Origin of the sequence: Actinosynnema sp. NPDC002837, from assembly GCF_040295345.1 — a bacterium.
In the GTDB taxonomy this organism is placed as follows: domain Bacteria; phylum Actinomycetota; class Actinomycetes; order Mycobacteriales; family Pseudonocardiaceae; genus Actinosynnema.
This window is the reverse complement of record NZ_JBEOVG010000121.1, coordinates 1-24,044: the sequence shown is the minus strand read 5'-3', so window position 1 is coordinate 24,044 and position 24,044 is coordinate 1. Positions and strand designations below refer to the sequence as shown.

Annotated in this window: 22 protein-coding genes; 8 read left to right on the top strand and 14 right to left on the bottom strand. The window is 72.7% G+C overall.

Going from position 1 to position 24,044, the window contains the following annotated elements; translation table 11 throughout:
* Positions 1-231: 231 nt before the first annotated feature.
* The 7 genes from ABTZ99_RS41190 to ABTZ99_RS41160 all read right to left on the bottom strand — a co-directional run bounded on the left by ABTZ99_RS41190 (position 232) and on the right by ABTZ99_RS41160 (position 7,888).
* A complete protein-coding gene (locus ABTZ99_RS41190) occupies positions 232-996 on the bottom strand; it encodes an SGNH/GDSL hydrolase family protein (protein ID WP_499618472.1) in 765 nt (254 codons plus the stop codon).
* 241 nt (positions 997-1,237) lie between these two features.
* The gene (locus ABTZ99_RS41185) at positions 1,238-2,245 is read right to left on the bottom strand and encodes an N-acetylglucosamine kinase (RefSeq protein WP_499618471.1); all 1,008 of its coding nucleotides are present in this window, start codon (positions 2,243-2,245) and stop codon (positions 1,238-1,240) included.
* Positions 2,224-3,492, bottom strand: a complete 1,269-nt coding sequence (locus ABTZ99_RS41180) for a 6-phospho-beta-glucosidase (protein WP_499618469.1) — start codon at positions 3,490-3,492, stop codon at positions 2,224-2,226. Before ABTZ99_RS41180 ends, ABTZ99_RS41185 begins: the two co-directional genes overlap by 22 nt.
* A complete protein-coding gene (locus ABTZ99_RS41175) occupies positions 3,489-4,346 on the bottom strand; it encodes a carbohydrate ABC transporter permease (protein ID WP_498777805.1) in 858 nt (285 codons plus the stop codon). The genes ABTZ99_RS41180 and ABTZ99_RS41175 overlap by 4 nt, the downstream gene beginning before the upstream one ends.
* Positions 4,343-5,323 carry a carbohydrate ABC transporter permease gene (locus ABTZ99_RS41170; RefSeq protein ID WP_498777803.1) on the bottom strand — a complete coding sequence of 327 codons (981 nt, stop codon included), beginning with the start codon at positions 5,321-5,323 and terminating at the stop codon, positions 4,343-4,345. Before ABTZ99_RS41170 ends, ABTZ99_RS41175 begins: the two co-directional genes overlap by 4 nt.
* A gap of 2 nt (positions 5,324-5,325) precedes the next feature.
* Positions 5,326-6,654 (bottom strand): ABC transporter substrate-binding protein, encoded by a 1,329-nt coding sequence (locus ABTZ99_RS41165; protein WP_498777800.1) that lies wholly within the window; start codon positions 6,652-6,654, stop codon positions 5,326-5,328.
* A 10-nt stretch (positions 6,655-6,664) separates the two neighbouring features.
* Complete coding sequence (locus ABTZ99_RS41160; RefSeq protein WP_498777798.1) at positions 6,665-7,888, bottom strand: ROK family transcriptional regulator; 1,224 nt, start codon at positions 7,886-7,888, stop codon at positions 6,665-6,667.
* Positions 7,889-8,028: 140 nt separating this feature from the next.
* Between ABTZ99_RS41160 and ABTZ99_RS41155 the strand changes: the two genes are divergently transcribed.
* On the top strand, positions 8,029-8,670 hold the full coding sequence (locus tag ABTZ99_RS41155; protein ID WP_498777796.1) for a DUF3159 domain-containing protein: 642 nt from the start codon (positions 8,029-8,031) through the stop codon (positions 8,668-8,670).
* A gap of 5 nt (positions 8,671-8,675) precedes the next feature.
* On the opposite strand, the gene ABTZ99_RS41150 is transcribed toward ABTZ99_RS41155, so the two are convergent.
* Positions 8,676-9,608 (bottom strand): N-acetylglucosamine kinase, encoded by a 933-nt coding sequence (locus ABTZ99_RS41150; protein ID WP_499618466.1) that lies wholly within the window; start codon positions 9,606-9,608, stop codon positions 8,676-8,678.
* Between the two features lie 88 nt (positions 9,609-9,696).
* Complete coding sequence (locus ABTZ99_RS41145; RefSeq protein ID WP_499618465.1) at positions 9,697-12,897, bottom strand: S8 family serine peptidase; 3,201 nt, start codon at positions 12,895-12,897, stop codon at positions 9,697-9,699.
* Positions 12,898-13,012: 115 nt separating this feature from the next.
* Between ABTZ99_RS41145 and ABTZ99_RS41140 the strand changes: the two genes are divergently transcribed.
* The 6 genes from ABTZ99_RS41140 (at position 13,013) to ABTZ99_RS41115 (ending at position 17,407) form a co-directional block, all read left to right on the top strand.
* A complete protein-coding gene (locus tag ABTZ99_RS41140) occupies positions 13,013-13,867 on the top strand; it encodes a fumarylacetoacetate hydrolase family protein (RefSeq protein WP_498777788.1) in 855 nt (284 codons plus the stop codon).
* 1 nt (position 13,868) lies between these two features.
* Positions 13,869-15,188 carry an enolase C-terminal domain-like protein gene (locus tag ABTZ99_RS41135; protein WP_499618463.1) on the top strand — a complete coding sequence of 440 codons (1,320 nt, stop codon included), beginning with the start codon at positions 13,869-13,871 and terminating at the stop codon, positions 15,186-15,188.
* Entirely contained in the window at positions 15,185-15,934 is a 750-nt protein-coding gene (locus ABTZ99_RS41130) for an SDR family NAD(P)-dependent oxidoreductase (RefSeq protein WP_498777784.1), read from the top strand. The genes ABTZ99_RS41135 and ABTZ99_RS41130 overlap by 4 nt, the downstream gene beginning before the upstream one ends.
* A gap of 16 nt (positions 15,935-15,950) precedes the next feature.
* On the top strand, positions 15,951-16,169 hold the full coding sequence (locus tag ABTZ99_RS41125) for a hypothetical protein (RefSeq protein ID WP_498777782.1): 219 nt from the start codon (positions 15,951-15,953) through the stop codon (positions 16,167-16,169).
* The gene (locus tag ABTZ99_RS41120; protein WP_499618461.1) at positions 16,166-17,092 is read left to right on the top strand and encodes an aldo/keto reductase; all 927 of its coding nucleotides are present in this window, start codon (positions 16,166-16,168) and stop codon (positions 17,090-17,092) included. The genes ABTZ99_RS41125 and ABTZ99_RS41120 overlap by 4 nt, the downstream gene beginning before the upstream one ends.
* A gap of 81 nt (positions 17,093-17,173) precedes the next feature.
* Positions 17,174-17,407, top strand: coding sequence for an L-2-amino-thiazoline-4-carboxylic acid hydrolase (locus ABTZ99_RS41115; protein ID WP_499618459.1), 234 nt, complete (start codon positions 17,174-17,176; stop codon positions 17,405-17,407).
* Between the two features lie 81 nt (positions 17,408-17,488).
* Here ABTZ99_RS41115 and ABTZ99_RS41110 read toward each other — a convergent pair whose 3' ends face one another.
* Complete coding sequence (locus tag ABTZ99_RS41110; protein WP_498777776.1) at positions 17,489-18,163, bottom strand: FadR/GntR family transcriptional regulator; 675 nt, start codon at positions 18,161-18,163, stop codon at positions 17,489-17,491.
* Positions 18,164-18,355: 192 nt separating this feature from the next.
* On the opposite strand from ABTZ99_RS41110, the gene nagA reads away from it, so the two are divergent.
* On the top strand, positions 18,356-19,555 hold the full coding sequence (gene nagA / locus ABTZ99_RS41105) for an N-acetylglucosamine-6-phosphate deacetylase (RefSeq protein WP_499618457.1): 1,200 nt from the start codon (positions 18,356-18,358) through the stop codon (positions 19,553-19,555).
* Positions 19,556-19,716: 161 nt separating this feature from the next.
* Here nagA and ABTZ99_RS41100 read toward each other — a convergent pair whose 3' ends face one another.
* The 4 genes from ABTZ99_RS41100 to ABTZ99_RS41085 all read right to left on the bottom strand — a co-directional run.
* On the bottom strand, positions 19,717-20,760 hold the full coding sequence (locus ABTZ99_RS41100; RefSeq protein WP_498777772.1) for an SIS domain-containing protein: 1,044 nt from the start codon (positions 20,758-20,760) through the stop codon (positions 19,717-19,719).
* On the bottom strand, positions 20,757-22,247 hold the full coding sequence (locus tag ABTZ99_RS41095) for a glycoside hydrolase family 3 protein (protein WP_499618455.1): 1,491 nt from the start codon (positions 22,245-22,247) through the stop codon (positions 20,757-20,759). Before ABTZ99_RS41095 ends, ABTZ99_RS41100 begins: the two co-directional genes overlap by 4 nt.
* Before the next feature lie 6 nt (positions 22,248-22,253).
* Positions 22,254-23,090 (bottom strand): carbohydrate ABC transporter permease, encoded by an 837-nt coding sequence (locus tag ABTZ99_RS41090; protein WP_498777768.1) that lies wholly within the window; start codon positions 23,088-23,090, stop codon positions 22,254-22,256.
* On the bottom strand, positions 23,087-24,044 hold a 958-nt coding region (locus tag ABTZ99_RS41085; protein WP_499618453.1), incomplete at its 5' end, for a carbohydrate ABC transporter permease. The genes ABTZ99_RS41085 and ABTZ99_RS41090, both read right to left, overlap by 4 nt.

The window sequence follows — 24,044 nt, the reverse complement described above, 5'->3', positions numbered from 1 at the left end:
CCGGGCAGGCTTGGCGGACGCTTTTCCCGCCAGGCCTGCCCGGCTTTGGCCTGCCTGGGGTGCCCGTAAGGGCCCCATGTCAAATCGAGCCGAACTGAACCAGGCCAGACCAAACGACCCCGCACCACCAACCAACGAGCCCTGCCACCTCAAACCAGACCGCACCTACGAACCGCACGAAAGTCGCAAACCGGACATCATGCGAACCGGACACCAAAGGCAAATCGGACTTCAGTCGCAAACCGGCAGCAGCTCCGGCCGCTTCGGCGCCAACCCGTCACCCATCGACTCACCCCGCAACTGCCGCCCGATCCACGGCACCACGTGCTCCCGCGCCCACTTCAGGTCGTGCCGCCGCTGCGTCATCCAGTCCTCGTCGATCAACGGCGGCCAGGGCGTGTTCCACGCATCGTCCGTCTCGACGCCCAGCACCTCGGCCACCCGCAACGCCACCCGCCGGTGACCCTCGGGCGACAGGTGCAGCCGGTCGTTGCTCCACGCGCGCCGGTCGTGCAGCACGGTCATCGACCACAGGTCGACCACCTTGCAGTGGTAGCGCTCGGCCACCGACCACAGGTGGCTGTTGTAGATCGCGATCTTCCCGCGCAACGACCGCAGGAACGGCGTGTGCTTCGGGTCGAACCCGGTGAAGATGACGACCTCCGCGCCGGCCGCCCGCAGGTCGGCCACCGCGATCTCGTACACCTCGGCCAACGCGTCCGCGTCGCTCCCGGGCACCAGGATGTCGTTGCCGCCACCGCACAGCGTCACCAGCTTCGGCTTCAACGCCGCCGCCAGCGGGATCTGCTCGTCCACGATCTCCTGGAGCATCTTGCCCCGGATCGCGAGGTTGGCGTACCGGAAACCCTGCTGCTTGGCGGAGATCATCGCGGCCAGCCGGTCGGCCCACCCCACGTACGTCCCGTTCGGCGCCGGGTCGTCCATCCCCTCGGTGAAGCTGTCCCCCACCGCGACGAAACTGTCGAGTCCCTCCATGCGTCCCTCCACTCCGCGCGGCACCCCCAATGACCGCGCAGAACAGCATGCAACGCGAAGTCGGCCCCACGCCAGCGCCGGTTGGCAACGCCGTTACCAAGGTGTCACTCGCTGGTGTGAACCAGTGTCGGCAATGGGTGATTCATCAGGTTCTCCCACCGGAGTGCGGCGCAAATCACTGACCCCGCCGCCTACCACCCCCTCACACCACCTACCCACCCCGCCACACCAACCTCACCGCCTACCCGACCCGCACCTCCGACTCGTACGCCGCGCGCAACCGCGCCTCCGCCCCGGCCGACGCGCCCACCGCGTCCAACCCCAACAACGCCGCCCCCACCACCGGCGGCACGTCCACCACCTTCACCCGGGCCGCCGGCGCGACCGCGCCCAACCGCGCCGCCACCGCGTCGACCACCACACCGCCCGTCCCGGTCAACACCCCACCACCGAGCACCACGTCCACCGGCTCCGCCAGCAGCTCCAACCGCGACAACGACACCCGCGCCAGCAGCACGACCTCCTCCACCAGCCGGTCGACCACCGTCCGCGCCACCGCGTCACCACCCGCCGCCACCTCGAACAACACCGGGCACAGGGCGTGCGGGTCGAACTCGACCTCCGCGAAGTGCAGCCGCTGCACCGCCTCGGCCAACGTCGCCGTCCCGTAGTGCGCGATCAGCGCGTCCAGCAACGCCGTCGGCTCACCACGCCCGTCCTCCGCCCGCACCGCCAGCCACAACGCCTCCGACCCGAGGTGACCACCGCCACCCCAGTCGCCGGAGATCCTCCCCAACGCGGGGAACCGGTGCGTCCGCCCGTCCGGCGCGACCGCCACGCAGTTGATGCCAGCCCCGCACACCACGGCCACGCCGATTCCGTCGGTCGTACCCGCCCTGAGCAGCGCGAACGTGTCGTTCCCGACCACCGACGTCGCGGACCACCCCTGCGCCTCGACCGCCGCGCGCAGGTCGTCCTCCTCCTTGGGCAGGTCGGCGCCGGCCAGGTAGGCGGCCGTGTGGGCGGCCACCGGCCCACCGCCCGGCAACCCCGCCCGCCGCGCCGCCTCGCGCACCAGCCCGTCGAACACCTCCAGGCTCCGCGCCAACCCCACGTTCTGCGGCGACGCGCCGGGCCCGCGCACGTCGGCGAGCACCCGCCCGTCCACGTCGACCAGCGCCACGGCCGTCTTGCTGTTCCCGCCGTCGAGGGCGAGCACCCGGTCGGTCACGCCGATCCCCTCGCCCACGGCAGGAAGTCCGCGTTGCGCGCCACGAGCTCGTCGGCCAGCCGTTCGGCCAACGCGTACTGCCCGACCAGCGGGTGCGCGAGCAACGCGTCCGCCACCCGGTCGCGCCCGCCGCGCACCGCCGCCTCCAACGCCAGGTGCTCGTAGCTCGTCACGTGCGCGATCAACCCGGCCACCGCCGGCGGCACGGGCGGCACGGGCAGCGGCGTCGCACCGCCGCCGTCGACGACCGCGGGCACCTCGACCACCGCGTCCGCCGGCAGGAACGGCAGCGTGCCGCCGTTGCGGACGTTCACCACGTGCTGCTCCGCGCCCGTGCCGCCGGTCAACGCGTGCACCAGCTGCACCGCCGCCTCCGAGTAGTACGCGCCCCCGCGCTGCGAGAGCTGCGCCGGCTTGGTCACCACCGCCACGTCCCCGTACAAGTCCAGCAGCTCCTTCTCCACGCCCGCCACCACCTCGGCGCGCGGCGGCTCGGTCTTCTGCCTGCGCACCACCTCGTCGTGGTCGTAGAAGTACTTCAGGTAGTACGACGGCACCATCCCCAACCGCCGCAGGAACGACCCGGGCAGCCCGATGTGCTCGCCGACCGCGTCGGCGTGCCCCGCCAGCAGCTCCGGCAGCCGGTCGACGCCGTCGACGAACACCCCCGTCTCCCAGCTCAGGTGGTTGAGCCCGACGTGCTCCAGCCGCACCGAGTCCGGCTCGACCCCCAGCAACGCCGCCGTCCACCGCTGGAACGTGATCGCCACGTTGCACAGCCCGACCGCCCGGTGCCCCTCGGCCAGCAACGCCCGCGTCACGATCCCCACCGGGTTGGTGAAGTTCACGATCCACGCGTCACCCGCCACCTCCCGCACCCGCCGCGCGATGTCCAGCACCACCGGCACGGTCCGCAGCGCCTTGGCCAGCCCGCCCGCGCCGGTCGTCTCCTGACCGACGCAGTCGCACACCAGCGGGAACGTCTCGTCGGACGCACGTGCCGCCTGTCCGCCCACCCTGAGCTGCAACAACACCGCCGACGCCCCGTCGGCGCCACGCTCCAGGTCGTCGGTCGTCGTCACCCGCGCCGGGTGGCCCGCGTGCTCCAGCAACCGCCGCGAGAACGCCCCGACCACCTCCAGCCGCGCCAGGTCCGGGTCCACGAGCACGATCTCGTCCACTTCGAGGCTGGTCCGCCGCCCCGCTATCCCGTCGACCAGTTCCGGCGTGTAGGTCGACCCGCCACCGACAACGGTGAGCTTCACCCCTTGACCCCCGTGAATGTGATGCCCTTGACGAAGGAGCGCTGCGCGAACACGAACAGCACCACCGCCGGGACCATGATCAGCAACGTGACGGCCATCGCCAGGTTCCACTGCACGTGGTGCATGCCCTTGAAGGTCGACAGCGCCAACGACAGCGTCCACTGGTCCGGCTTCTCGCTCGTGTAGAGCAGCGGTCCGAAGTAGTCGTTCCAGGTGTAGAGGAAGCAGAACAGCGCGGTCGCCGCGATGCCCGGCCGCGCCATCGGCACGACGACCCGCACCAGCGCCTGGAACTCCGTGCAGCCGTCCACCCGCGCCGCGTCCACGTAGGACTGCGGGATCGTCAGGATGAACTGGCGCAGCAGGAAGATGCTGAAGGCGTCGAACAGGAAGTAGGGCACGATCAGCGGCCACAGTGTCCCCGTCAACCCGAGGCCCGACCACGTGTCGTACAGCGGCACGGCAACGACCTGCGGCGGCAGCATCATCGCGCCGACCACCAGCAGGAAGACCACGTTCCGGCCACGCCACCGCAGCTTGGCCAGCGCGTACGCGGCCGGGATCGAGCTGGCCAGCATCCCGACCGTGGCCAGCATCGAGTACAGCAGGCTGTTGCCCAGGTAGGTCAGCAACGGCGCCTGCTCGAACACCTCCAGGAAGTTGCCCCAGTGCCACTCGCGGGGCCACAGGTCCTCGGTGAACGCCTGGCTGTCCGACATGACCGCCGTCAGGAAGACGAAGACGATCGGCAGCGTGAACATCAACCCCAGGGCGAGGCCGAGGCTGTGCACCGCCACCCAGTCCAGCACCTTGCGCCACGCGACCGGCCCGCGCGCGCCGACGGCCGCCGTCACGACTCCTCCTGGTAGGACGCCTTGCGCATCCGCTGCACCAACAACGCCGTCGCCGCGAACGAGACCACGAACAACACCGTGGCCATCGCCGCCGCGTACCCCATGTCGAAGTACCTGAAGCCCTGCGTGTACAGCCACACCGGGAACGTCAACGTCGAGTTCTCCGGGAACCCGAGCACCTTCGTCGACCCCGTCACGTCCGCCGACCCGCTCGCCGCCGAACCCGCCACCACGGCCTGCGTGAACAGCTGCAACGCCAGGATGATCGAGTTCACCACCCCGAACGCCAGCACCGGCGAGATCGACGGCAGCGTGACGTGCCACCACCGGCGCACCGGCCCCGCGCCGTCCAGCTCGGCGGCCTCGTGCTGCTCCTGGGGCACGTCCAGGATCGCGGCCAGGATGATGATCATCAGGTCCCCGGACACCCACAGCACGACCGCCGCGATCCCCGGCTTGGCCCACGCCGGATCGGCGAACCACAGCGGCCCTTCGATCCCGAACCAGCCCAGGAAGGAGTCCAGGGGCCCTTCGTTCGGCCGCATGACCAGGAAGAAGACCAACGTCGCCGCGACCGGCGGCGCCAACGACGGCAGGTAGCACAGGGTGCGCACCAGCCCCACGCCCGTCTTCAGCCGTGCGATCACCGACGCCACGCCCAGCGCGAACACCACGCGTGCGACGGTCAGCACCACCACGAACCACAACGTGTTGTGCACGGCGGTGCGGAACAGCTTGTCGGAGAACATGTAGGCGTAGTTCTCCCAGCCGATCCACTCCGGCGGGTTGATCAGGTCGTACTCGGTGAACGAGAACGCGATCGTGGCGACCAGCGGGTAGCCGAAGAACAGGGCGAACCCGAGGATCGCGGGCGCCAGGAACGCCAGCACGGTCAGGCGGTGACGGGCGCGGGCCCGGGACCGCCCCGCGGCGGGGGCGGTCCGCGCCTCGTCCACGCGCTCCAGCGTGGCCGTCATCCCTACTTGCCGCTCTTCGCGATCCGGTCGTCGATCTGCTGGTCGACTTCCGCCAGCCCGGCCATCAGGTCGGGCACCCCGCCCGCCTGCCAGGACGTGGCGAAGTCGCTGATCGCCTTGATGTGCGCGTCACCGATGGGCGTCACCGGGTTGCCCTGGAGCTTGTCGGAGGTCGCCAGGTCGATGAACGTCTTGAAGTTCTCGTCCACCTCCAGGCGCGGGTCGGCCAGCGCGGCCTTCGTGCTCGGGATGTTCTTGATCCCGTTGGCCAGCTCGACGATCGTCTCCGTGTCGAACGACAGGTGCTTGATCAGCTCCCACGCCGCGCCGGGGTTCTTCGCGCCCTTCGGGATGCCCATGATCGTGCCGGCGGTGAACCCCGTGCCGTACAGCTCGGGCTTGCCCGTCGGGAACGGCGCGGTGCCGAACCGCACGTCGGGCGCCTGGTCCTGCAGGAACGCGGTGCGGTACTCGCCGTCGATCATCATCGCGATCTTGCGCTGGTGGAACGCGTGGTCGGCGGAGTACTGCTGGCCGAGCCCCGCGCGGAACCTCTCCAGGGCGTCGTAGCCGTAGAAGTCCACGAGTTCCTTCTGGAACGTGAGCATCTGCGCCCACTCGGGGCTCGCGAGCCCCGACTTCCCGTCCGGCGCCTCCCACTTCGCGCCGAAGTGCGGCGCCCAGATCTGCGGGTTGTTGGCGTAGAACGGCATGCTCGGCAGGAAGCCCGCGACCTCGATCGAGCCGTCCGCCGCCCTCTTGGTGGTCCGCTTGGCGAAGTCCAGCAGCTCCGCGGTCGTCCTGGGCGGCTCGGTGATGCCCGCCTCGGCGAGCATGTCCTTGTTGTAGTACAGCCCGTAGACGTCGCTGAGCAGGGGCATGGCGCAGCGGGTGCCCTTGTACTCGGTGTAGGAGCGCACGGCGTCCGTGATTTGGCCGAGGTCCACGTCGTCACGCCCGAGGTAGGGCTCGAGGTCCTGGAACGAGCCGCTGGAGCAGAACTGGCCGATGTTGTCGGTGGTGAACGACAGGGCCACGTCCGGCGGGTTGCCGCCGCGGATGCCCGCGGTGATCTTGTCGTCGTCCTGGCTGCCCTCGTGCTTGATCTCGGCGTTCGGGAACTTCTCCTTGAAGCTCTCCAGGGCCTTGGTGACCTCGGCCTGCTCGCGGCCGGAGTAGTTGCTCCAGACCGTGAGGGAGAACCGGTCGTCCTTGCCGGGCGCCGCCGCCGGTCCCGACCCCTCGGCCTGCTCGCCGGAGCCCGCCGCACAAGCGGTCAGGGACACCGCCGCGGCCACGCACAACAACGCTGCGCGGTGGAGCTTGCGCATGTGCTCTCCTTCATGTCGACGTGCTCGGTGCGGTCGCGTCCTGCTGGTTCGGACCGCGGAAGGGTTCGGTCGTGGCGGCGGGCAGACCGAACACCTGTTCCCTGACGACCGACAGCGCGGAGTGCAGTGCGCCGGAGCGCACCGGTTTCCCGGTCACCAGGGCGAGCTTGACGGGGGTGCGTGGCACCACCAGGCGGCGCAGCTCGGCGGCGACGAGGTCGGCGAGCGTCGTGCCGCCCGCCTGCGCGATCTCGCCGGAGAGCAGCACCAGTTCGGGGTCGAGCACGGCGATCACGTTCGCCACGCCGGTCGCGACGCGGCGGGCCAGGTCGACCAGGAACTCCCGGCCGGCCGGTCCCTCGCTCAACGCCTTCTCCACGGCGGCCTGACCGGTGCGCGCGGACACGCCGTGCGCGCGGGCCAGGCGGGCGATGCCGGGGCTGTCGAGCAGGTCGCCGTAACGGCTGCCGGTGCGCTCGGTGCCCGTGTCGGCGTGCGCGTGGTCCGGTACCCGCATCGCGTCGATCTCGCCCGCGCCGCCGGTCGCGCCGCGCAGCAGCACCCCGTTGACGACGACGGCCGCGCCCACCGCGTCCGCGGGCCAGAGCAGGACGAAGTTCCGCACGCCGACCGCGCGGCCGGCGATCATCTCCTCCAGCGCGACGAGGTTGACGTCGTTCTCGACCGTGACGGAGGTGTCGAGGAGGGCTTCGAGCTCCTCGGGGATGTTCTTGTTCCCCCAGCCCGGCATGTGCGGCGCGTAGTTGAGGCGGCCGGTGGCCGGGTCGACCGCGCCGGGGCTGCCCACGACCACGTGGTGCAGGGCGTCGGTGGTGAGGCCCGCCTGGGTCGCGGCCTTCGTGACCGCGCTGTGGAACGCCTCCAGCACGTCGGTCTTCGGCATGGGCGCGCGGTGCTCGGTGAGCGTGGCGCCGGAGATGTCGGCGATGGCGATGTCGACCGAGTCCGGGGTGAGGTCGACGGCGGCGACGTGGGCCAGCGCGCCGTTGACCGTCCAGAGCTGCGCCCGCGGGCCGCGTCCGCCGCCGCGCAGGCCGTTGCGCAGGACCGTGCCCTCGTCTTCGAGGCGGGTGAGCAGCTGCGCGGTGGCCGGCTTGGACAGGCCGATGATCCCTTCCAGCTCCGCCCTGGTCAGCGGGCCGTTGCGGAGCAGCGCCTCGATGGCGGCGCGGTCGTTGATCTCGCGCAGCAGCCTCGGGCTCCCGGCTCGCATCGGGTCTCCTGTCCGTGACGGTCCTGTCTGGTAACTTTCCAGACGATTTCGTGGAGACGCTAGTGACGGGGCTCACGGGGGTCAATGTTCCGAGACGGGTCCGTTACCTGGGTTAGGTAGGCCTAAGGCACCCTGGAGTCATGACCGACACGCGTCAGGAGTCGCTGGCCGCACTGCTCGGCGGGCGGGGCGGGGCGCTGGACGCCTCGCTGCCGCCGCTGGCGTTCGTCGTGGGGTGGCTGCTGGGCGGGAGCTCGATCGCCGTCGGCGCCCTGGCGGCGGTCGCGTGCGGCGTGGTCGTCGGCTTGGTCCGGGTCGTCCGGGGCGGTCGCCCGCGCGCGCTGCTGGTCTCCGTGGCGCTGGTGGTCCTGGCCGCCTACGTCGCCCTGCAAACGGGCCGGGCCGAGGACTTCTTCCTCGTGCAGATCTTCCTCAACGCGGCGTCGGCCCTGGTCTGGTCGGCGTCGATCGTCCTGCGCTGGCCGCTCCTCGGCGTGGTGGTCGGCCTGATCACGGGCCAGAAGTTCCGCTGGCGGCAGGACCCCGACCTGCTCCGCGCGTACCGCTACGCGTCCTGGCCGTGGGTGGGCCAGTACATCCTCCGCGTGCTCGTGTTCGGCGCCCTGTGGCTGGCCGGCGAGGTGGTCCTGCTGGGCATCATGCGCGCCGCCCTGACCTGGCCGCTGCAGGTGGCGTGCATCGCCGTGAGCTGGTGGGTCCTGCGCCGAACCCTCCCCGCCGACCACCCGGGCCTGCGCCACCCCCGCACCCCGTCCCCCTGACCGGGTCAGGCGGGGCGGGGGGCGGAGTCGCCCAGGACCTTCACGGCGGCCAGCCAGGCCGCGCCGGCGGCGCCCTCGGTGGCGACGGTGACGGGCGCCGAGGTGCGGGTGGTCAGTTCGAGCTTGAGGCGCGACCCCAGCGGCTGGGCGTGGACCAGGCTGCCCATCAGGACGATCGGCGAGCGGTCGTCGGCGGGGCGGGCGGCCTCGGCCAGGTCGGCCAGGGTCCGCACGGCGGCGGTGATGATCCGGTCGGCGGACGGGGCCGTGGCGTGCGCCGTCACGAGGGGCGCGTAGGTCGCCAGGGCGATCGGCGCGGCGTTGTTCGCCACCGTGATCAACCGCCGCCACTGGTCACGTCGCGGCACGTCGGGGACGTCGGCACGGGCCAGCACGGCGGTGGTCAGGTCGTCCGGCTCGTCCCGCTCCAACGCCACCAGGGTCGCCCGCACCGCCTCACGCCCCAGCCAGAACGCCGAACCCTCGTCACCCAGCAGCCACCCGTACCCGCCGGCCGTCGACACCAGCTCGTGGTGCTCGATCCGGGCCGCGATCGACCCCGTCCCCGCCACCAGCACGGTCCCGTCGGGCGACGCCGACCCCGTCGCGAACGCCGCCTCGCAGTCCGTGATCACCCGCATCGGGCACCGCAGCCCGGCGCCCGCCCACGCCGCCTCGAACAGCGCCGCCACCGCCGGATCGCTGAGCAGCTTGCTCGACCCGGCCATGCCGAGCACGCCCGACTCGACCTTCGCCGGGTCCAACCCCTCCAACGCCGCCGTCAACGCCTGCCGGACGTGCGTGGCGGCCGTCTCCGGCGGATGGGAGTTGGGGTTCGCGCCGCCGGCCATCCCGGCGCCCAACCGGGTGCCGTCCAGGTCGAGCACCAACGCCCGAGTGCTCGTGCCGCCCGCGTCCAGACCTACTACGAAACCCATTCGCCCGAGTATGCCCAGCACGAACGAGGTCCGGCACACCCAACCGGGTTGTGCCGGACCTGGCTCTGCGTAGCAGGCCGAACGGGCGTCAGCGGACCGCGAGCACCTGCGCGCGGTGGCCGGACGCGTTGTGGTGGTGCAGCAACAGCAGTCCCCCGGCCGACTCGCCCCGCCGCACCCGCAGCACCGCGCCCGGCTCCGCCACGAACGACACCCCGCCCTCGACGCCGAGCCCCGGCCGCAGCGGGTCGAACGCCATCGGCGTGTCGATCCGGTCCACGAGCAGGTCCGCGTTGCCCGGCGCCGGGTAGTGCCCGGACGTCACGACCGTGTAGGTCAACGGTGCGCTGCCGGCCGCCGGGTCGATGCCCAACGCGGTCAACGCCACCGGCAGCACCACCACGTCGCTGTCCATGAGGTTGGTGTCCACGTCGCCGTACTGGCCGTTGAGCGGCTGCTCGTCGACCACCGCGCCGTCCGCCTCGCGCACGGTCCGCGCCAGCCACACGTCCGCCGTCACGACCTCGGCGACGCTCGGCTTCACCGCGCTCACGGTGTAGTCGTGCGCGCCGTCGCCGTTGGTGTCGATCCGGATCCCCGGGCTGGTGGCGATGCCGAGCGTGACCCAGTTCCGCCAGGTCACGACCCCGAACGCGAGCATCCCGGCACCGACGCCCGCCCCGACGTACCGCAGGTCACCGCCCCGGGCCGACCCGTTGACCGCGCACCCGGCCTGCACCCCGTCCGCGCAGTCGGGCAGCTCGGGGCTGGAGCCGTGCAGCGCGAACGCGCTCACCAACGACCGGTAGGCCTCGTCGCCCTCGCCCTGGTCCAGCGCACGTCCGCCCAGCTCCACCGCGCCGTCACCCCGGTCGACCGCCGCCACGTCCGCGACCGGTTTCGGCGCGGCGTACACCGGCACCCGGAGCGTGCGGTCGCCGGACCGCACGAGCAGCCGACCGGACGCCTCCGCCAGGAACTGCCGCGCCACGTCCGCGTGCACCTTCTCGATCGTCGGGTCGGCCACCTTCCGCAGCTCCCCGGGCGTGACGGTCAGCGTCACGTCGACCGACGCGGTCCCGCCCGGCGGCACGACGAGCACCGGCGGCCACACCTCGAACGCCGCGCCGGGCACGGTGGTCGCGGGCTGGTAGGTCACCCGGGCCGTGCGCACCGACGCCGACTTGTTCACCACCTCCACCGTCTTGCCCACCGACAGCGGCGCCGCCGCCTCGACCGGTCCGAACGACACGCCGACGGTGCCGGGGTCGTCCGCGACCATGGCCAGCAGGTCGACGCCGACCGCGTCCAGCGCGTCCACCCGGCCCGCGCCGACCCGCATCGGCGCCTCGGGCGTGCCGGTGGTGTGGTCGTCGCCGTCGGTCACGTCGCCGGTCGCGGTGTTCATGATCGCGGCCTTGACCTCCTCGACCGTCCACTCCGGACGCGCCTCGCGCACCAGTGCGGCGATGCCGGCCACGTGCGGCGCGGCCATGGACGTGCCGCCCATGCTCACCGCCTCGGCCCCCGTGCCTGCCGACGCGGACACGATCGTGTCACCGGGCGCGGCCACGTCCGGCTTGGCCGCCGCGGCCCCGCGCGACCCGCGCGAGGACGACGGCGTGATCGTGTCCGCCAGGGTCGGCGTCATCGTCGGCACGGCGTTGCGCAGCGAGCCGAGCATCCGCACCCGGAGCGTCCCGTCGGCCAACGCGGGCCGCACGGCGTCGGTCGCCGCACGCGTGAACTGGAACGCCGGGATGCCCGCGTTGCCCGCGATGGCGGCCTTGAAGTGCTCGCTGGTGGCGGGCAGCAGCACGCCCCGCGCGCCCGCCGCCTCGGCGTTGTCGGTCCGCGCGGCCGAGCCGCACTCGCGCGTCGCGTCGTCCTCGTCCCACTCCAGCCACACGAACCTGCCGGTCAGGTCCTCGGCGATCGGCGCGCAGCCGTCGAGGTTCTCCGGGTCGGACACCGGCACGACGGGCAGCGTCACGTCCAGCGCGGCGTACCCGGCGTAGCTCTTGCTGTACTGCCCCGCCTGGCTCGCGCCGCCCACCTCGACCCCGTCGAGCAGCGCGAACGCGTCCCGCGTGTTGGCCACCGCCAACGCCTCGGGCGTGTTCGCGGGCGAGCCGCCGACGTCGTAGAAGTCGCCGCCGTTGCCCGCCGCCGCGACCACCACCACGCCGTGCTCCACGACCTTGCGCACGAACAGGCTGTCCGGGTCGTCCTGGCCCGCGAAGTCGCCGCCCAGCGACAGGTTGACCACGTCGAGTCGGTCGCCGAAGTCGCCGTCGCCGTTCGGGTCGAGCGACCAGTCGAGGGCCTGCCCGACCAGCTCGGTCGCCCCCGTGCAGCCGAACACCTTCAACGCGTACAGCGAGGCCTTCGGCGCGGTCCCGGGTCCGATCCGCATGCCTGCCACCGCCTCGGGCGTCAACGCCGAGTAGTCGCCGGTGAACGGCGTGCCGTCGGCGTTCTCGCCGTACCCGGCGGCGGTGCCCGCGACGTGCGTGCCGTGGCCCTGGCAGTCCACGGGGTTCGGGTCGGGCGCCGGCACCGCCTGCTCCGGCTTGGCCGAGTCGTAGGCGTCGCCCGCGAAGTCGTGGCCCCCGACGACCTTGGCGGTCGGCGTCCACGGCCCGGTGGGGTCGACGGCCTCGTGGGCGGCGGTGGTGCCGGGGCCGCCGAAGTCGGCGTGCGTGTAGTCGACGCCGGTGTCGATGACGCCGATGCGCAGGCCCTCGCCGTACCGGCCGGTGTCCCGCCACACCCGCGCGGCGCGCGTCAGCTCGACCGCGCCCGCGTTGCGGACCGACTTCGGCACGGTCAGCCGCACGGACTCGACCTCGGGCAACGCGGTCAGCCCGCGCAGGCTCGCGGCGTCGGCGGCGACCACCACGCCCGGCACCGCGTTGTGCGTCTTGGCGATCTCCCGGGTGGTGGCGTCCTGGCCCCGCAGCGCGGTCAGCACTCGGTCGGCCTGCGCGTCGGCGTGCTGCCGGGCGGCTCGTGCGGCCGCCGCGGGGTCGGGCCCGCCGCGCGCCTTCTCGTCGCCGTACGCCCTGGTGGCCGGGGTCGTGGTCAGCTCGACGAACGCGGTGACCGGCCCGGTGGCGCGGGCGAGCGCCGTGCCGACCCGCTCGGACGACCCGCCGCTCGCGTGGTCGGCGCGGTTCGGCGGCAGCGGTCTGGCCGCGGGGTCGGCTCCCGAGGCGCTGCCGACGAGGAGCGTGCCGAGCAGTGCGGCGGTGGCGGTGGACGCCCACACCGCGCGGTGGAGTTTCATCGCGACCCTTCGTAACCGGGATTCATCGGACCACTAACTGGACGTCCTCTAGACGGAGCTGTCGGAGAGCGCTATACATCCGATCTGTCGACCGGCTTTTCGAGGAGGACCTGCCGTGCAGTTGCTGCGCCTGGGACCGCTGGGCTCCGAACGACCCGCCGTCCGTGCCGACGACGGCGTCACGTACGACCTGACCCCGGTGACCGACGACGTGACCGGCGCCTTCCTGGCCGACGACGGCATCGCCCGCGCGCGGGCCGCGCTCGCCGCCGGCGAACTCCACCCGATCGTGGCGGACGGCGTGCGGATCGGGTCGCCGGTCGCGGGCGTCGGCAAGATCGTCTGCATCGGCCTCAACTACCGCGACCACGCGGAGGAGACCGGCGCCCAGCTCCCGACCGAGCCGGTGGTGTTCCTCAAGACACCGGACACGATCGTCGGCCCGAACGACGAGGTGCTGGTGCCGCGCCGGTCGACGAAGACGGACTGGGAGGTCGAGCTGGCCGTGGTCATCGGCCGCGAGGCCCGGTACCTGGAGTCCGCCGAAGAGGCCTTGACCTGCGTCGCCGGGTACGCGGTGTCCCACGACGTCAGCGAGCGCGAGTTCCAGCTCGAGCGCGGCGGGCAGTGGGACAAGGGCAAGAACTGCGAGACGTTCAACCCGCTCGGCCCCTTCCTCGTGCCCGCGGCCGAGGTCGGCGACCCGCAGGCGCTCGGCATGCGGCTGTGGGTCAACGGCGTGCCGCGGCAGGACTCGTCCACCAAGAACATGATCTTCCCGGTGGCCGAGCTGGTCCGCTACCTGAGCTGGTTCCTCGTCCTCCGACCAGGTGACGTCATCAACACCGGCACGCCGGCGGGCGTGGCGCTCGGCCAACCTGAGCCCAAGCCGTACCTGCGGGCGGGCGACGTGGTGGAGCTGGAGATCGACGGGCTGGGCAGGCAGCGGCAGACGCTCGGGCAGGCGTGAGGTGACCACGGGGGCGGACCGGATCGTCGCGCTGGACGTGCTGGACATCCGGTTCCCGACCTCGCGGGAGCTGGACGGGTCGGACGCGATGAACCCCGACCCGGACTACTCCGCCGCCTACGTCGTGCTGCGCACGTCGGGCGGCCCGGAGGGCTACGGGCTGGCGTTCACCATCGGCCGCGGCAACGACGTGCAGGCCGCCGCGATCCGGTCGTTGGCGCACCACGTGGTCGGCCGGCCCGTGCCGGAGACCGCCGCCGACCTGGCCGCGCTGTCCGCGGAGCTGGTCGGCGACTCGCAGCTGCGGTGGCTCGGCCCGGAGAAGGGCGTCGCGCACATGGCGCTCGGCGCGGTGGTCAACGCCGCGTGGGACCTGGCGGCGCGGCGCGCGGGCCTGCCGCTGTGGCGGTTCCTTTCGGGCATGACGCCGGAGGAGATCGTCGGCCTGGTCGACTTCCGCTACCTGTCCGACGCGCTCACGCCCGACGAGGCGCTGGACATCCTGCGGCGCGCGGAGCCCGGACGTGCCGAACGGGCGGAAGCGCTGGTCCGGGACGGCTACCCGGCCTACACGACGTCACCGGGCTGGCTCGGGTACGCCGACGACAAGCTGGCGGGCCTGGCGCGGCAGGCGTTGGCCGACGGCTTCGACATGATCAAGCTGAAGGTCGGCGGCAGCCTGGACGACGACGTGCGGCGGATGAAGCTGGCCCGCGAGGTCGTCGGCCCGGACGTGCGCATCGCCGTGGACGCCAACCAGCGGTGGGACGTCGGCACCGCCATCGCGTGGATGCGGGAGCTGGCGCCGTTCGACCCGTACTGGATCGAGGAGCCCACCTCGCCGGACGACGTGCTGGCGCACGGCGCGATCGCCAGGGCGTTGAGCCCGATCAGGGTCGCCACCGGCGAGCACGTGCAGAACCGGGTGGTGTTCAAGCAGCTGCTCCAGGCCGACGCGATCGCCGTGCTGCAGCTCGACGCGTGCCGGGTGGGCGGCGTGAACGAGAACGTCGCGATCCTGCTGCTGGCGGCGAAGTTCGGCGTGCCGGTGTGCCCGCACGCGGGCGGCGTCGGCCTGTGCGAGCTGGTCAGGCACCTGGCGATGGTCGACTTCGTGGCGGTTTCCGGCACCGCCGACGGCCGCGTCCTGGAGTGGGTCGACCACCTGCACGAGCACTTCACCGATCCCGCCGTGGTGCGCGACGGCCGGTACGTCGCGCCCGCCGAGCCCGGCTTCTCGGCCCGGCTGCGGGAGCGGACCCTGACCGACTACCGGTACCCGGACGGTCCGGTGTGGACCGAGTTGCAGGAGGAGCGGTGAGCGAGTTCGCAGGGCTGGTGGCGGTGGTGACCGGCGGCGCGTCGGGCATCGGCCTGGCCACCGCGCGGTTGCTGGCCGACCGGGGCGCGACCGCGGTGGCGTTGGACCTCGTCCCGGAGGTCGACCCGCCGTTGCACGGGATCAGGGTGGACGTCACCGACGACGCGTCGGTGCGCGCCGCGATCGACGAGGTGGTCGAGCGGTTCGGCCGGCTCGACGTGGTGGTGAACAACGCGGGCGTCGGCGCGCAGGGCGACGTGACGGCGAACCCGGACGACGAGTGGCACCGGGTGCTGGACGTGAACGTGGTCGGCATGGCCCGGGTCGCCCGCGCCGCGCTGCCGCACCTGCGGAAGTCGCCGTCCGCGGCGATCGTGAACACCGGCTCCATCGCGGCCTGGGCCGGTCTGCCGCAGCGCGCGCTGTACTCGGCGAGCAAGGGCGCGGTGCACGCGTTGACGCTGGCCATGGCCGCGGACTACGTGCGCGAGGGCATCCGCGTGAACGCGGTGGCCCCCGGCACGGCGGACACCCCGTGGGTGGGCCGCCTGCTCGACTCGGCGCCGGACCCGGCCGCCGAGCGGGCCGCGCTGGAGGCCAGGCAGCCGCACGGGCGGCTGGTCTCGGCGGACGAGGTCGCGGGCGCCATCGCCTACCTGGCCGGTCCGCTCTCCGGTTCCACCGCCGGCACCGTCCTCGCGGTCGACGGCGGCATGCACGGTCTGCGGTTGCGCCCGAAACCCTGAACGGACTGAGGGGACCATGAAGCGTCTCGGCATCCAGGGCGCGAAGGCGATCGTGATGGCGCCGCAGGACACCGTTGCGGTCACATCCGCTTTGGACCGTTCGGCCAAGGCGACGTGCCTCGGGTCCTCCGGCGGCGCCGGCATGTCCTCCTGTCGCAACACTCGCAGCGTCGGCGCCGGGAACACGCCACCTGTGGTGGTGACCCGCTTCGCCACGGGGAAGGTGCAGGAGTGATCCCCCTGTCGCGGTTGGGGTTCGGCGGCGGTCCGATCGGCAACCTGTACGCGGAGGTGTCCGATGTGGACGCCTTCGGCGCGTTGGAGGCCGCCTGGGACGCCGGTGTCCGGTACTTCGACACCGCGCCGCACTACGGGCTGGGCTTGTCGGAGCGGCGGATCGGCGCGTTCCTGGCGGGCCGGCCGCGGGAGTCGTTCGTCGTCTCCACGAAGGTGGGCCGGGTGTTGGAGCCGGGGTTCGGCGACGGCGACGACATGGCGAACGGGTTCGCCGTGCCCGCGACGGCGTGGCGGCGGTGGGACTTCAGCGCGGACGGCGTGCGGCGGTCGTTGGAGTCCTCTTTGGACCGGCTGGGGCTGGACCGGGTGGACGTGGTGTACGTGCACGACCCGGACTCGCACGGGGAGCAGGCGGTGTCGGAGGCCGTGCCCGCGTTGCTGGCGCTGCGGTCGGAGGGCGTCATCGGGGCCGTCGGCGTCGGGATGAACCAGTGGGAGATGCCCGCGCGGTTCGTCCGGGAGACCGACCTGGACGTGGTGCTGCTGGCCGGGCGGTACACCGTGCTGGAGCAGGGCGGGGCGGAGTTGCTGGACCTGTGCGCCTCGCGTGGCGTGTCGGTGGTGGCGGCGGGGGTGTTCAACTCCGGGCTGCTGGCCCGGCCCGACGTCGGCTCGACCTACGACTACCGGGCCGCGCCGGAGTCGTTGGTGGAGCGCGCCCGGCGGATCGCCGCCGTCTGCGCGCGGCACGGCGTGACGTTGCCGCAGGCGGCGGTGTCGTTCCCGTTCCGGCACCCGGCGGTGGTGTCGGCGCTGCTGGGCGTGCGGACGGCGGCGGAGATGCGGGCCGCCGTCTTCCCGTCGCCGGTGCCCGACGCGGTGTGGGACGACCTGCGCGCCGAGGGCCTGCTGGCGCACTGATCCTCTCCGGCACGGTGGCCCGGGTGTGCGTTGTGGCGCGGAAGAGCAAACCCTGGTCAGCGCCAGGTTGGTGGTTGGAGCGTGCCGGCCGTCCCGCGCGTACGCGGGTACGGACCCCGCGTCGACGTCCACCGCTGCTTCCACGTGCGCGTCCTCGCGGTCGCCGGTTTGCCCGGACTGGGCGAGGTGTTCTGCGACTTCGACGCCGCGTGGATCGACGCCATCGACCCCGCCCGCCACCGCGTGGCCTTCCGCCGACCGACCACGATCGCCCGGGGCGGCTCCACCTGCCCGTTCCACTTCAACCGCACCTGACCCGCGTGTCCTGCGTTCGCGTCGCCTGTGTCCTCCGTTTGGAACGGCCGAGTTGACCGCCCGGAACACGGTCGGCGGGCGTCACGCCAGGTCGGACAGCCACTGCTCGACGCCCGCCACGTGCACCGTCGACCACGAACGGGCCAGTTCGGGCTGGTGCGCGGCCAGGGCGTCGACGATGGCGCGGTGCTCGGCGACGGTCCGGTCCACCGCGCCGCCCTGCGTGATGCCGCGCCAGATGCGCACGCGGACGGTCGGGCCGGCGAGGGTGTCCAGCAGCTGGGCCAGGTAGGCGTTGCCCGAGCCCTGCGCGACGGCGCGGTGGAACTCCAGGTCGTGCTCGACCAGCTCCTCCACCGACCGCGCGGACTCGGCGGCGTCGCACAACGCCCGCAGCGCGGCGACCTCGTCCGGCCCGACCCGCTGCGCCGCCATCGCCGCGGCGGCCGGTTCGAGGATGCGGCGCACCTGCAGGACCTCCAGCACGGAGTCCTCGCCGCGGTGCAGGTCGAGCACGAACGACAACGCGCCGAGCAGGTCGTCGGCACGCAGGCTGGACACGTACGTGCCGTCACCCTGCCGCACGTCCAGCACCCTGACCAGCGACAACGCCTTGACCGCCTCACGCAGGGAGTTCCGCGACAGCCCGAGCCGCTCGGCGAGGTCCGCCTCGCGCGGCAGTCGGTCGCCCGGCCTCAGCTCGCCCGAGACGATCATCTCCTTGACGCGCAGGATGGCGTCGTCGGTCACTGCCACGGCGGCCCTCGACTCGTCAGCTAGACCTCGGATGTCTGGCGCCAAGTATGGGCCACGCCGAAGCGCCGCGCGGCCAACCCGCCGCGCGGCGAAACATTCACCCATCTCTACTCTATTCGGTTATCTTATAACCATACGTGACGGCGTCCGCCACTTCCGGCCATAATGGTCTGGACCATTTGAGGAGGGACCTTGGACACGGTTGTCGCAGCTCCGCGAGCACTGCTCGGTCGGACCATCACCGGTCCCGTCAGCCTGAGGTTCAGGGCAGGCCGGATCGTCGAGGTCGTCGCGGGTTCACCACCCGACGGCGCCGAGGTGCTGACCGACGGCCTGCTCACCCCGGGCCTGGTGGACGTGCAGGTCAACGGGGCGGTCGGGGTCGACTTCGCCGAGGTGGACCCCGAAGGCATGGCGGAGGTGGCGAGAGCGCTCCCGCGAACGGGGGTGACCCGTTTCCTGCCGACCCTGATCACCGCGCCGGTGCCGGTAGCCATCCGCCAGGCGCACGCCGTGCTGGCGGCGTCGGCCACCCTGCCGCCGCACGCGGGCGCCAAGCCGCTCGGCGTGCACCTGGAAGGGCCGTTCCTGTCGCCGAAACGCGCGGGCGTGCACGACCCGGCGCTGATGGTGCCGCCGGGCCCGGCCGAGATCGACCTGCTGCTGGGCGACGCGGTGCTGCGGCACGCGCTGCGCATGGTGACGCTCGCCCCGGAGCAGCCGGGCGGCCTGGAGGCCGTGCGCAGGCTGGCGGCGGCGGGCGTGCTGGTCGCGGTCGGGCACAGCGACGCGACGGGCGAGCAGACCAGGGCCGCCGCCGAGGCGGGCGCCCGCATGGTCACGCACCTGTTCAACGCCCAGCGCCCGCTCGGCCACCGCGAACCGGGCGTGCCGGGCGTGGCGCTGGTGGACGACCGGTTCACGTTGGGGCTGATCGCGGACCTGGCGCACGTCGGCCCGGACGTCTGCCGGCTGGTCTTCAACGCCGCCGGGCACCGGGTCGCGCTGGTCACGGACGCCGTGGCCGCCGCCGGCATGCCGCCCGGCCGCTACCAGCTCGGCGGCGCGGACGTGCTGCTGACGGAGGACGGCGTGCCGCGTTCGCCGGAGGGCACGATCGCGGGCAGCGCGCTGACCCTGGACCTGGCCGTGCGCAACATCGTGTCGGTGGGGGTGGACCCGGCGGACGCGCTGGCGTCGGCGACCGTCGTCCCGGCCGACGCGATCGGCGAGCCGACGCTGGGCCGGCTCGAGGTCGGCGCCGTGGCGGACCTGGTGTGGTGGGACGACGACCTCCGGCCGCGCAAGGTGTGGGTGGACGGCGAGGTGGTGTTCGACCGCGCGACGGCGTACGAGAACGCGACCGTCGGCGTGGCCGCCGCCGGGCAGTAGCCGCACGAGCGGAGAGGCCCGGGGGACGCGTCCCCCGGGCCTCTCCCGTGTTCCGAGCGTTGACTTCAGGTGTTCTGGACGCAGGACACGCGCGACGCGAACGCAGGTCGCGCGCGTTCCGGCCGTGGAACACGCGCGACGCGGACGTGGACGCGCGGTGGTCAGCGGGTGCGGGTGACCTTGTTCAGGCCGCGCGGGTTGTCCGGGTCGCCGCCGCGGGCCAGGGCCAGGCCGTGGGCCAGGCGCTGGATCGGCAGGATCTCCAGGATCGGGGCCACCTCCTCGGCCGTCTCCGCGACCGGGACGCGCAGGGCCGCGGAGACCTTGTCGGAAGCCGAACCGACCGCCAGCACGTCCGCCCCGCGCCCGTGCACCGCGTCCAGGACGTCGTGCAGGGCGTCACCGCCCTTGCCCGCACTGGTCACCGCCAGCACGGCCGTCTCCGCGTCCACCGCCGCCACCGGCCCGTGCAGCAGGTCCGCGCCGCTGTACGCCCGCGCCGCCAGGTACGACGTCTCGGCCAGCTTCAACGCCGCCTCCAGCGCCGTCGGCAGCGAGTAGCCGCGCCCGGTGGTCAGCACCCGGTCCACGAACCGGTACCGCTGCACGGCCTCGGCCACCGCGTCCGCCGAGGAGTCCAGCGTCGCCCGCGCCAGGTCGCCCAGACCCGCCGCGGCCGACCCGTCACCGCCCCGGATCCCGTCCACCAGCAGGTACAGCGCCAGCAACGTCGCCGAGTACGTCTTCGTCGCCGCCACCGCCCGCTCCACGCCCGCGCCGACGTCCACCGCCAGCTCGGCCGCGCCGTTCAGCGGCGACGACGAGGTGTTCGTCACCGCCACCGTCAACGCCCCGCGCGCCCGGGCCGACTCGGTCACCTCCAGCAGGTCCGGCGACCCGCCGGACTGCGACACCGCGACCAGCAGCACGTCCCGCAGGTCCGGCCGCGCGCCGTACAGCGTGGTCGTGGACGGCGACACCAGCCCGGCGGGCAGTTCCAGCAGCACCTCGGTCAGGTACTTCGCGTACAGCGCCGCGTGGTCGCTCGACCCGCGCGCCGCCAGCAGCACGAACCGCGGCCGGCGCTCGGCGATCACCGAGGCGACCGACGCGATGGCGTCCCGCCGGGCGAACAGGTCGGCGAAGATGCCCGGCTGCTGGTCGATCTCGGCCGCCATGTGCCTGCCGGGCTGGTGGTCGGTCATCGGAGTTCCCCCGTCGGTTCAGGTTCAGGTTCGGCGGACGGCGTGGCGGTGGCCGCGGCGATGCGCTCGGCCGCCGCCCGCAGGCACACCCGTGAACCGCCGTGGGTGTCCACGCGGGCGCCGACGCCGAGGTCAGGTCCCGGCACGCCCGTCTCGACGTGCACAAGGTCTAGACCAATAGTACCCAGCGACGACACCAGCTCGCGAGCCCACGCGTGGCGGTGTGCCTCACGCGTCACCACGACGACCGGACGTCCGGCGGCCAGCGACGCGATCTCCCGAGCGGACGTCGCCGCCACCACCGAGGTACCCGGAACGAGCTCCGTCAAATACGGCCCCAGCCCCCACGGCACGTCCCCGACCGCGATCGACGGCTCCACCGCCAGGTCCACGACCACCGGCGGCCCGGACAGCGCCAACGTGCCGCGCACCTCCAGCGCCCGCCGTGCGGCGACGAGCCCCAGCCCGGGGTCGTGCGCCTGCACGGAAGCCGCCGGGGCGCCCAGCGCGGCCGTCCGCCGTGCCGCCTCCTCCAACCGCTCCAGCGGCAGCGCGCCCGACTCCACGGCCGCCACGATGCTGTCGACCAGCCACTGCAGCCCGTCGTCGTCCAACGGCTCGCCGCCCAGGCACAACGCGTCCACCCCGGCCGCCAACGACCGCACGGACCCCTCCGCCAGGTCGCCGCCGACGGCCTTCATGTCCAGTCCGTCGGTGATGATCGCCCCGGTGAACCCCAGCTCCTCCCGCAGCACCCGCACCGCCAGCGGGTTCAGCGTCGCGGGCGCCGGACCCCACTCCGGCACGACGAGGTGCCCGGTCATGATCGACCGCACCCCCGCCCGCACCGCCGCGCGGAACGGCACGAACTCGGCCGACGCCAGCTCCGCCGGCGTCCGCGGCAGCACCGGCAGCGCCGCGTGGGAGTCCACAGTGGACGCGCCGTGGCCGGGGAAGTGCTTGGCGCACGCCGCCACCCCGACCGCCTGCAGGCCCTCCACGAACGCCGCCACGTGCGCGCCCGCCGCCACCGGGTCCGACCCGAACGACCGCACGCCGATCACCGGGTCCTCCAGCGTGAGCACGAGGTCCGCCGACGGCGCCAGGTTCAGGCTCACCCCGCACGCCGCCAGCCGCGCCCCGATCGACGCCGCCACCGCCCGCGTCAGCCCCACGTCGTCCGCCGCGCCCAACGCGTGGTTGCCCGGCACCTCCGACCCGCGGCCCGCGTCGAGGCGGGTGACGTCGCCGCCCTCCTCGTCGATCCCGATCACGACGTCCGCGCGCACACCCCGCAACTGCGCGTTCAACGCCGTGACCTGGGCGTCCCGGGCCTGATCGTCGTCACCGTCGACGGTCACCACGTTCCGCCCGAACAGCACGACACCGCCGAGCCCGTCGGCCACCCGCTTCAGCAGCCAGTCCGGCGCGGTGGTCCCGTGGAACCCCGGCAGCAGCACACCCGACGCGAGCCGGTGCAACGACATGCGGTCCTACCCCTTCACCGCACCGGCGGTGACGCCGGTGACCATCTTGCGCTGCACGATCAGGAAGAACACCAGCACCGGCAGGGTGAACAGCGCCGACGCGGCCATCGCGCCACCCCAGTCCGTGCCGAACGCGGTCTGGAACCCCGACAGCCACACCGGCAGGGTCTCCTTGGTCTGGTCCTTGACCAGCGACAACGCGAACAGGAACTCGTTCCACGCGGTCACGAACGCGAACACCGACGTGGCCACCAGGCCCGGCCCGAGCAGCGGCAGCGTGACCCGGCGGAACGCGCCCCACCGGCCGCAGCCGTCCACCATCGCCGCCTCCTCCAGCTCCAGCGGGATGCCGTTGACGAACCCGCGCAGCGTCCACGCGCAGAACGGCAGCGTCACCGCGAAGTAGATCAGCGCCAGCGCCGGCAGCCGGTCGAGCAGGTCGAGGTCGCGCATCATCAGGAACATCGGGATCAGCAGCGCCTCGAACGGCGCCATCTGCGCCACCAGCAGCATCATCGCGAAGCCCTTGCGGCCCTTGAACCGCATCCGCGACAGCGCCACCGCCGCCAGCAGGCCGACCGCGATCGCCGCCACCACCGCGCTCAACGTCACCAGCAGGCTGTTGCCCAACGCGTTGAGGAAACCGGGCTTGGCCCACGCGGTGGCGAAGTTCGAGCCCGTCACCGAGAACGGCACCAGGTCGTAACCGCTGGTCAGCAGGTCCTTGCGCGGCTTGAGCGCGGTCGAGACCATCCAGTAGGTCGGGAACGCGAAGAACAACGCCACGACCAGCGCGACGACGTTGCCCGTGACCTTCTTGGCGGAACCCTTTTTCGCGATCACAGCTCGCCCTCCTGGGACCGGAGCAGCCTGCGCAGGTACTGGAAGGTGAGCAGCCCCAGCAGCACGACCATCACCACGGACACCGCCGCGGCCACGCCGAAGTGGCTCTTCGAGATGCCTTCGAGGTACTGGTAGACGGCCAACGTGGTGCTGCCGCCGTCCGGGCCGCCCTTGCGCATCGCCCAGATCTGCGCGAACACCTTGAAGTCCCACAGCAGCGACAGGAACGTCACCATCAGCAGCAACGGCCGCAGTTCGGGCCACGTCACGGCGCGGAACGTCTGCCACGCCGACGCGCCGTCGATGCCCGCCGCCTCGTAACGGTCCTTCGGGATCCCGATGGCGCCCGCGTACAGCGAGAACGCCAGGAACGGGATCGCCTGCCACACGATCAGCAGCCCGATCACGGCCAGCGTCGACGTGCCCGTGGAGAACCACGAGTGCCCGGCGAACGAGTCGAACCCGACCGCGACCAGCGTCTTGTTGAGGATGCCGTACTGCTGGTCGAAGATCCACTGGTAGACCGTGGTGGCCGCGAGCAGCGGCATCGCCCACGCCAGCAGCATCGCGACCTGGAGCACGATCCGCACGACCGGGCTGATCTGCCGCATCAGCAGCGCGATCAGCAGGGCCGCGAGGACCGACACGGCGACCACGAGCCCGGTGAACACCACGGTGCGCACCGTGATGCCCCAGAACGCCGGGTCGCCCAGGATCTCGGCGTAGTTGTCCAGACCGGTCCACACGACCTCGCCGCGGGTCAGCTCGCGCAGGTTCAGCTTGCGGAAGCTGGTCACCAGGACGGAGAGGACGGGCCAACCGATCAGCCAGAGGATGGCCGCCACGGCGGGGGCCAGCAGCAGGTAGGGCAGCGCCCGGTCGAAGGCGCCGCCCCGACGGCGCGGCGCGCCGTCCGGTGCGGCACGCCGCGGTGCCGACGAGGAGCTCGTCGGC

Excerpts from the sequence above, each read along its gene's own strand:
- ABTZ99_RS41095 (WP_499618455.1), bottom strand. The coding sequence starts at position 22,247 with ATGTCGTTGCACCGGCTCGCGTCGGGTGTGCTGCTGCCGGGGTTCCAC.
- ABTZ99_RS41150 (WP_499618466.1), bottom strand. The coding sequence starts at position 9,608 with ATGGGTTTCGTAGTAGGTCTGGACGCGGGCGGCACGAGCACTCGGGCG.
- ABTZ99_RS41155 (WP_498777796.1), top strand. The coding sequence starts at position 8,029 with ATGACCGACACGCGTCAGGAGTCGCTGGCCGCACTGCTCGGCGGGCGG.
- ABTZ99_RS41160 (WP_498777798.1), bottom strand. The coding sequence starts at position 7,888 with ATGCGAGCCGGGAGCCCGAGGCTGCTGCGCGAGATCAACGACCGCGCC.
- ABTZ99_RS41165 (WP_498777800.1), bottom strand. The coding sequence starts at position 6,654 with ATGCGCAAGCTCCACCGCGCAGCGTTGTTGTGCGTGGCCGCGGCGGTG.
- ABTZ99_RS41145 (WP_499618465.1), bottom strand. The coding sequence starts at position 12,897 with ATGAAACTCCACCGCGCGGTGTGGGCGTCCACCGCCACCGCCGCACTG.
- ABTZ99_RS41125 (WP_498777782.1), top strand. The coding sequence starts at position 15,951 with ATGAAGCGTCTCGGCATCCAGGGCGCGAAGGCGATCGTGATGGCGCCG.
- ABTZ99_RS41100 (WP_498777772.1), bottom strand. The coding sequence starts at position 20,760 with ATGACCGACCACCAGCCCGGCAGGCACATGGCGGCCGAGATCGACCAG.
- ABTZ99_RS41190 (WP_499618472.1), bottom strand. The coding sequence starts at position 996 with ATGGAGGGACTCGACAGTTTCGTCGCGGTGGGGGACAGCTTCACCGAG.
- ABTZ99_RS41170 (WP_498777803.1), bottom strand. The coding sequence starts at position 5,323 with ATGACGGCCACGCTGGAGCGCGTGGACGAGGCGCGGACCGCCCCCGCC.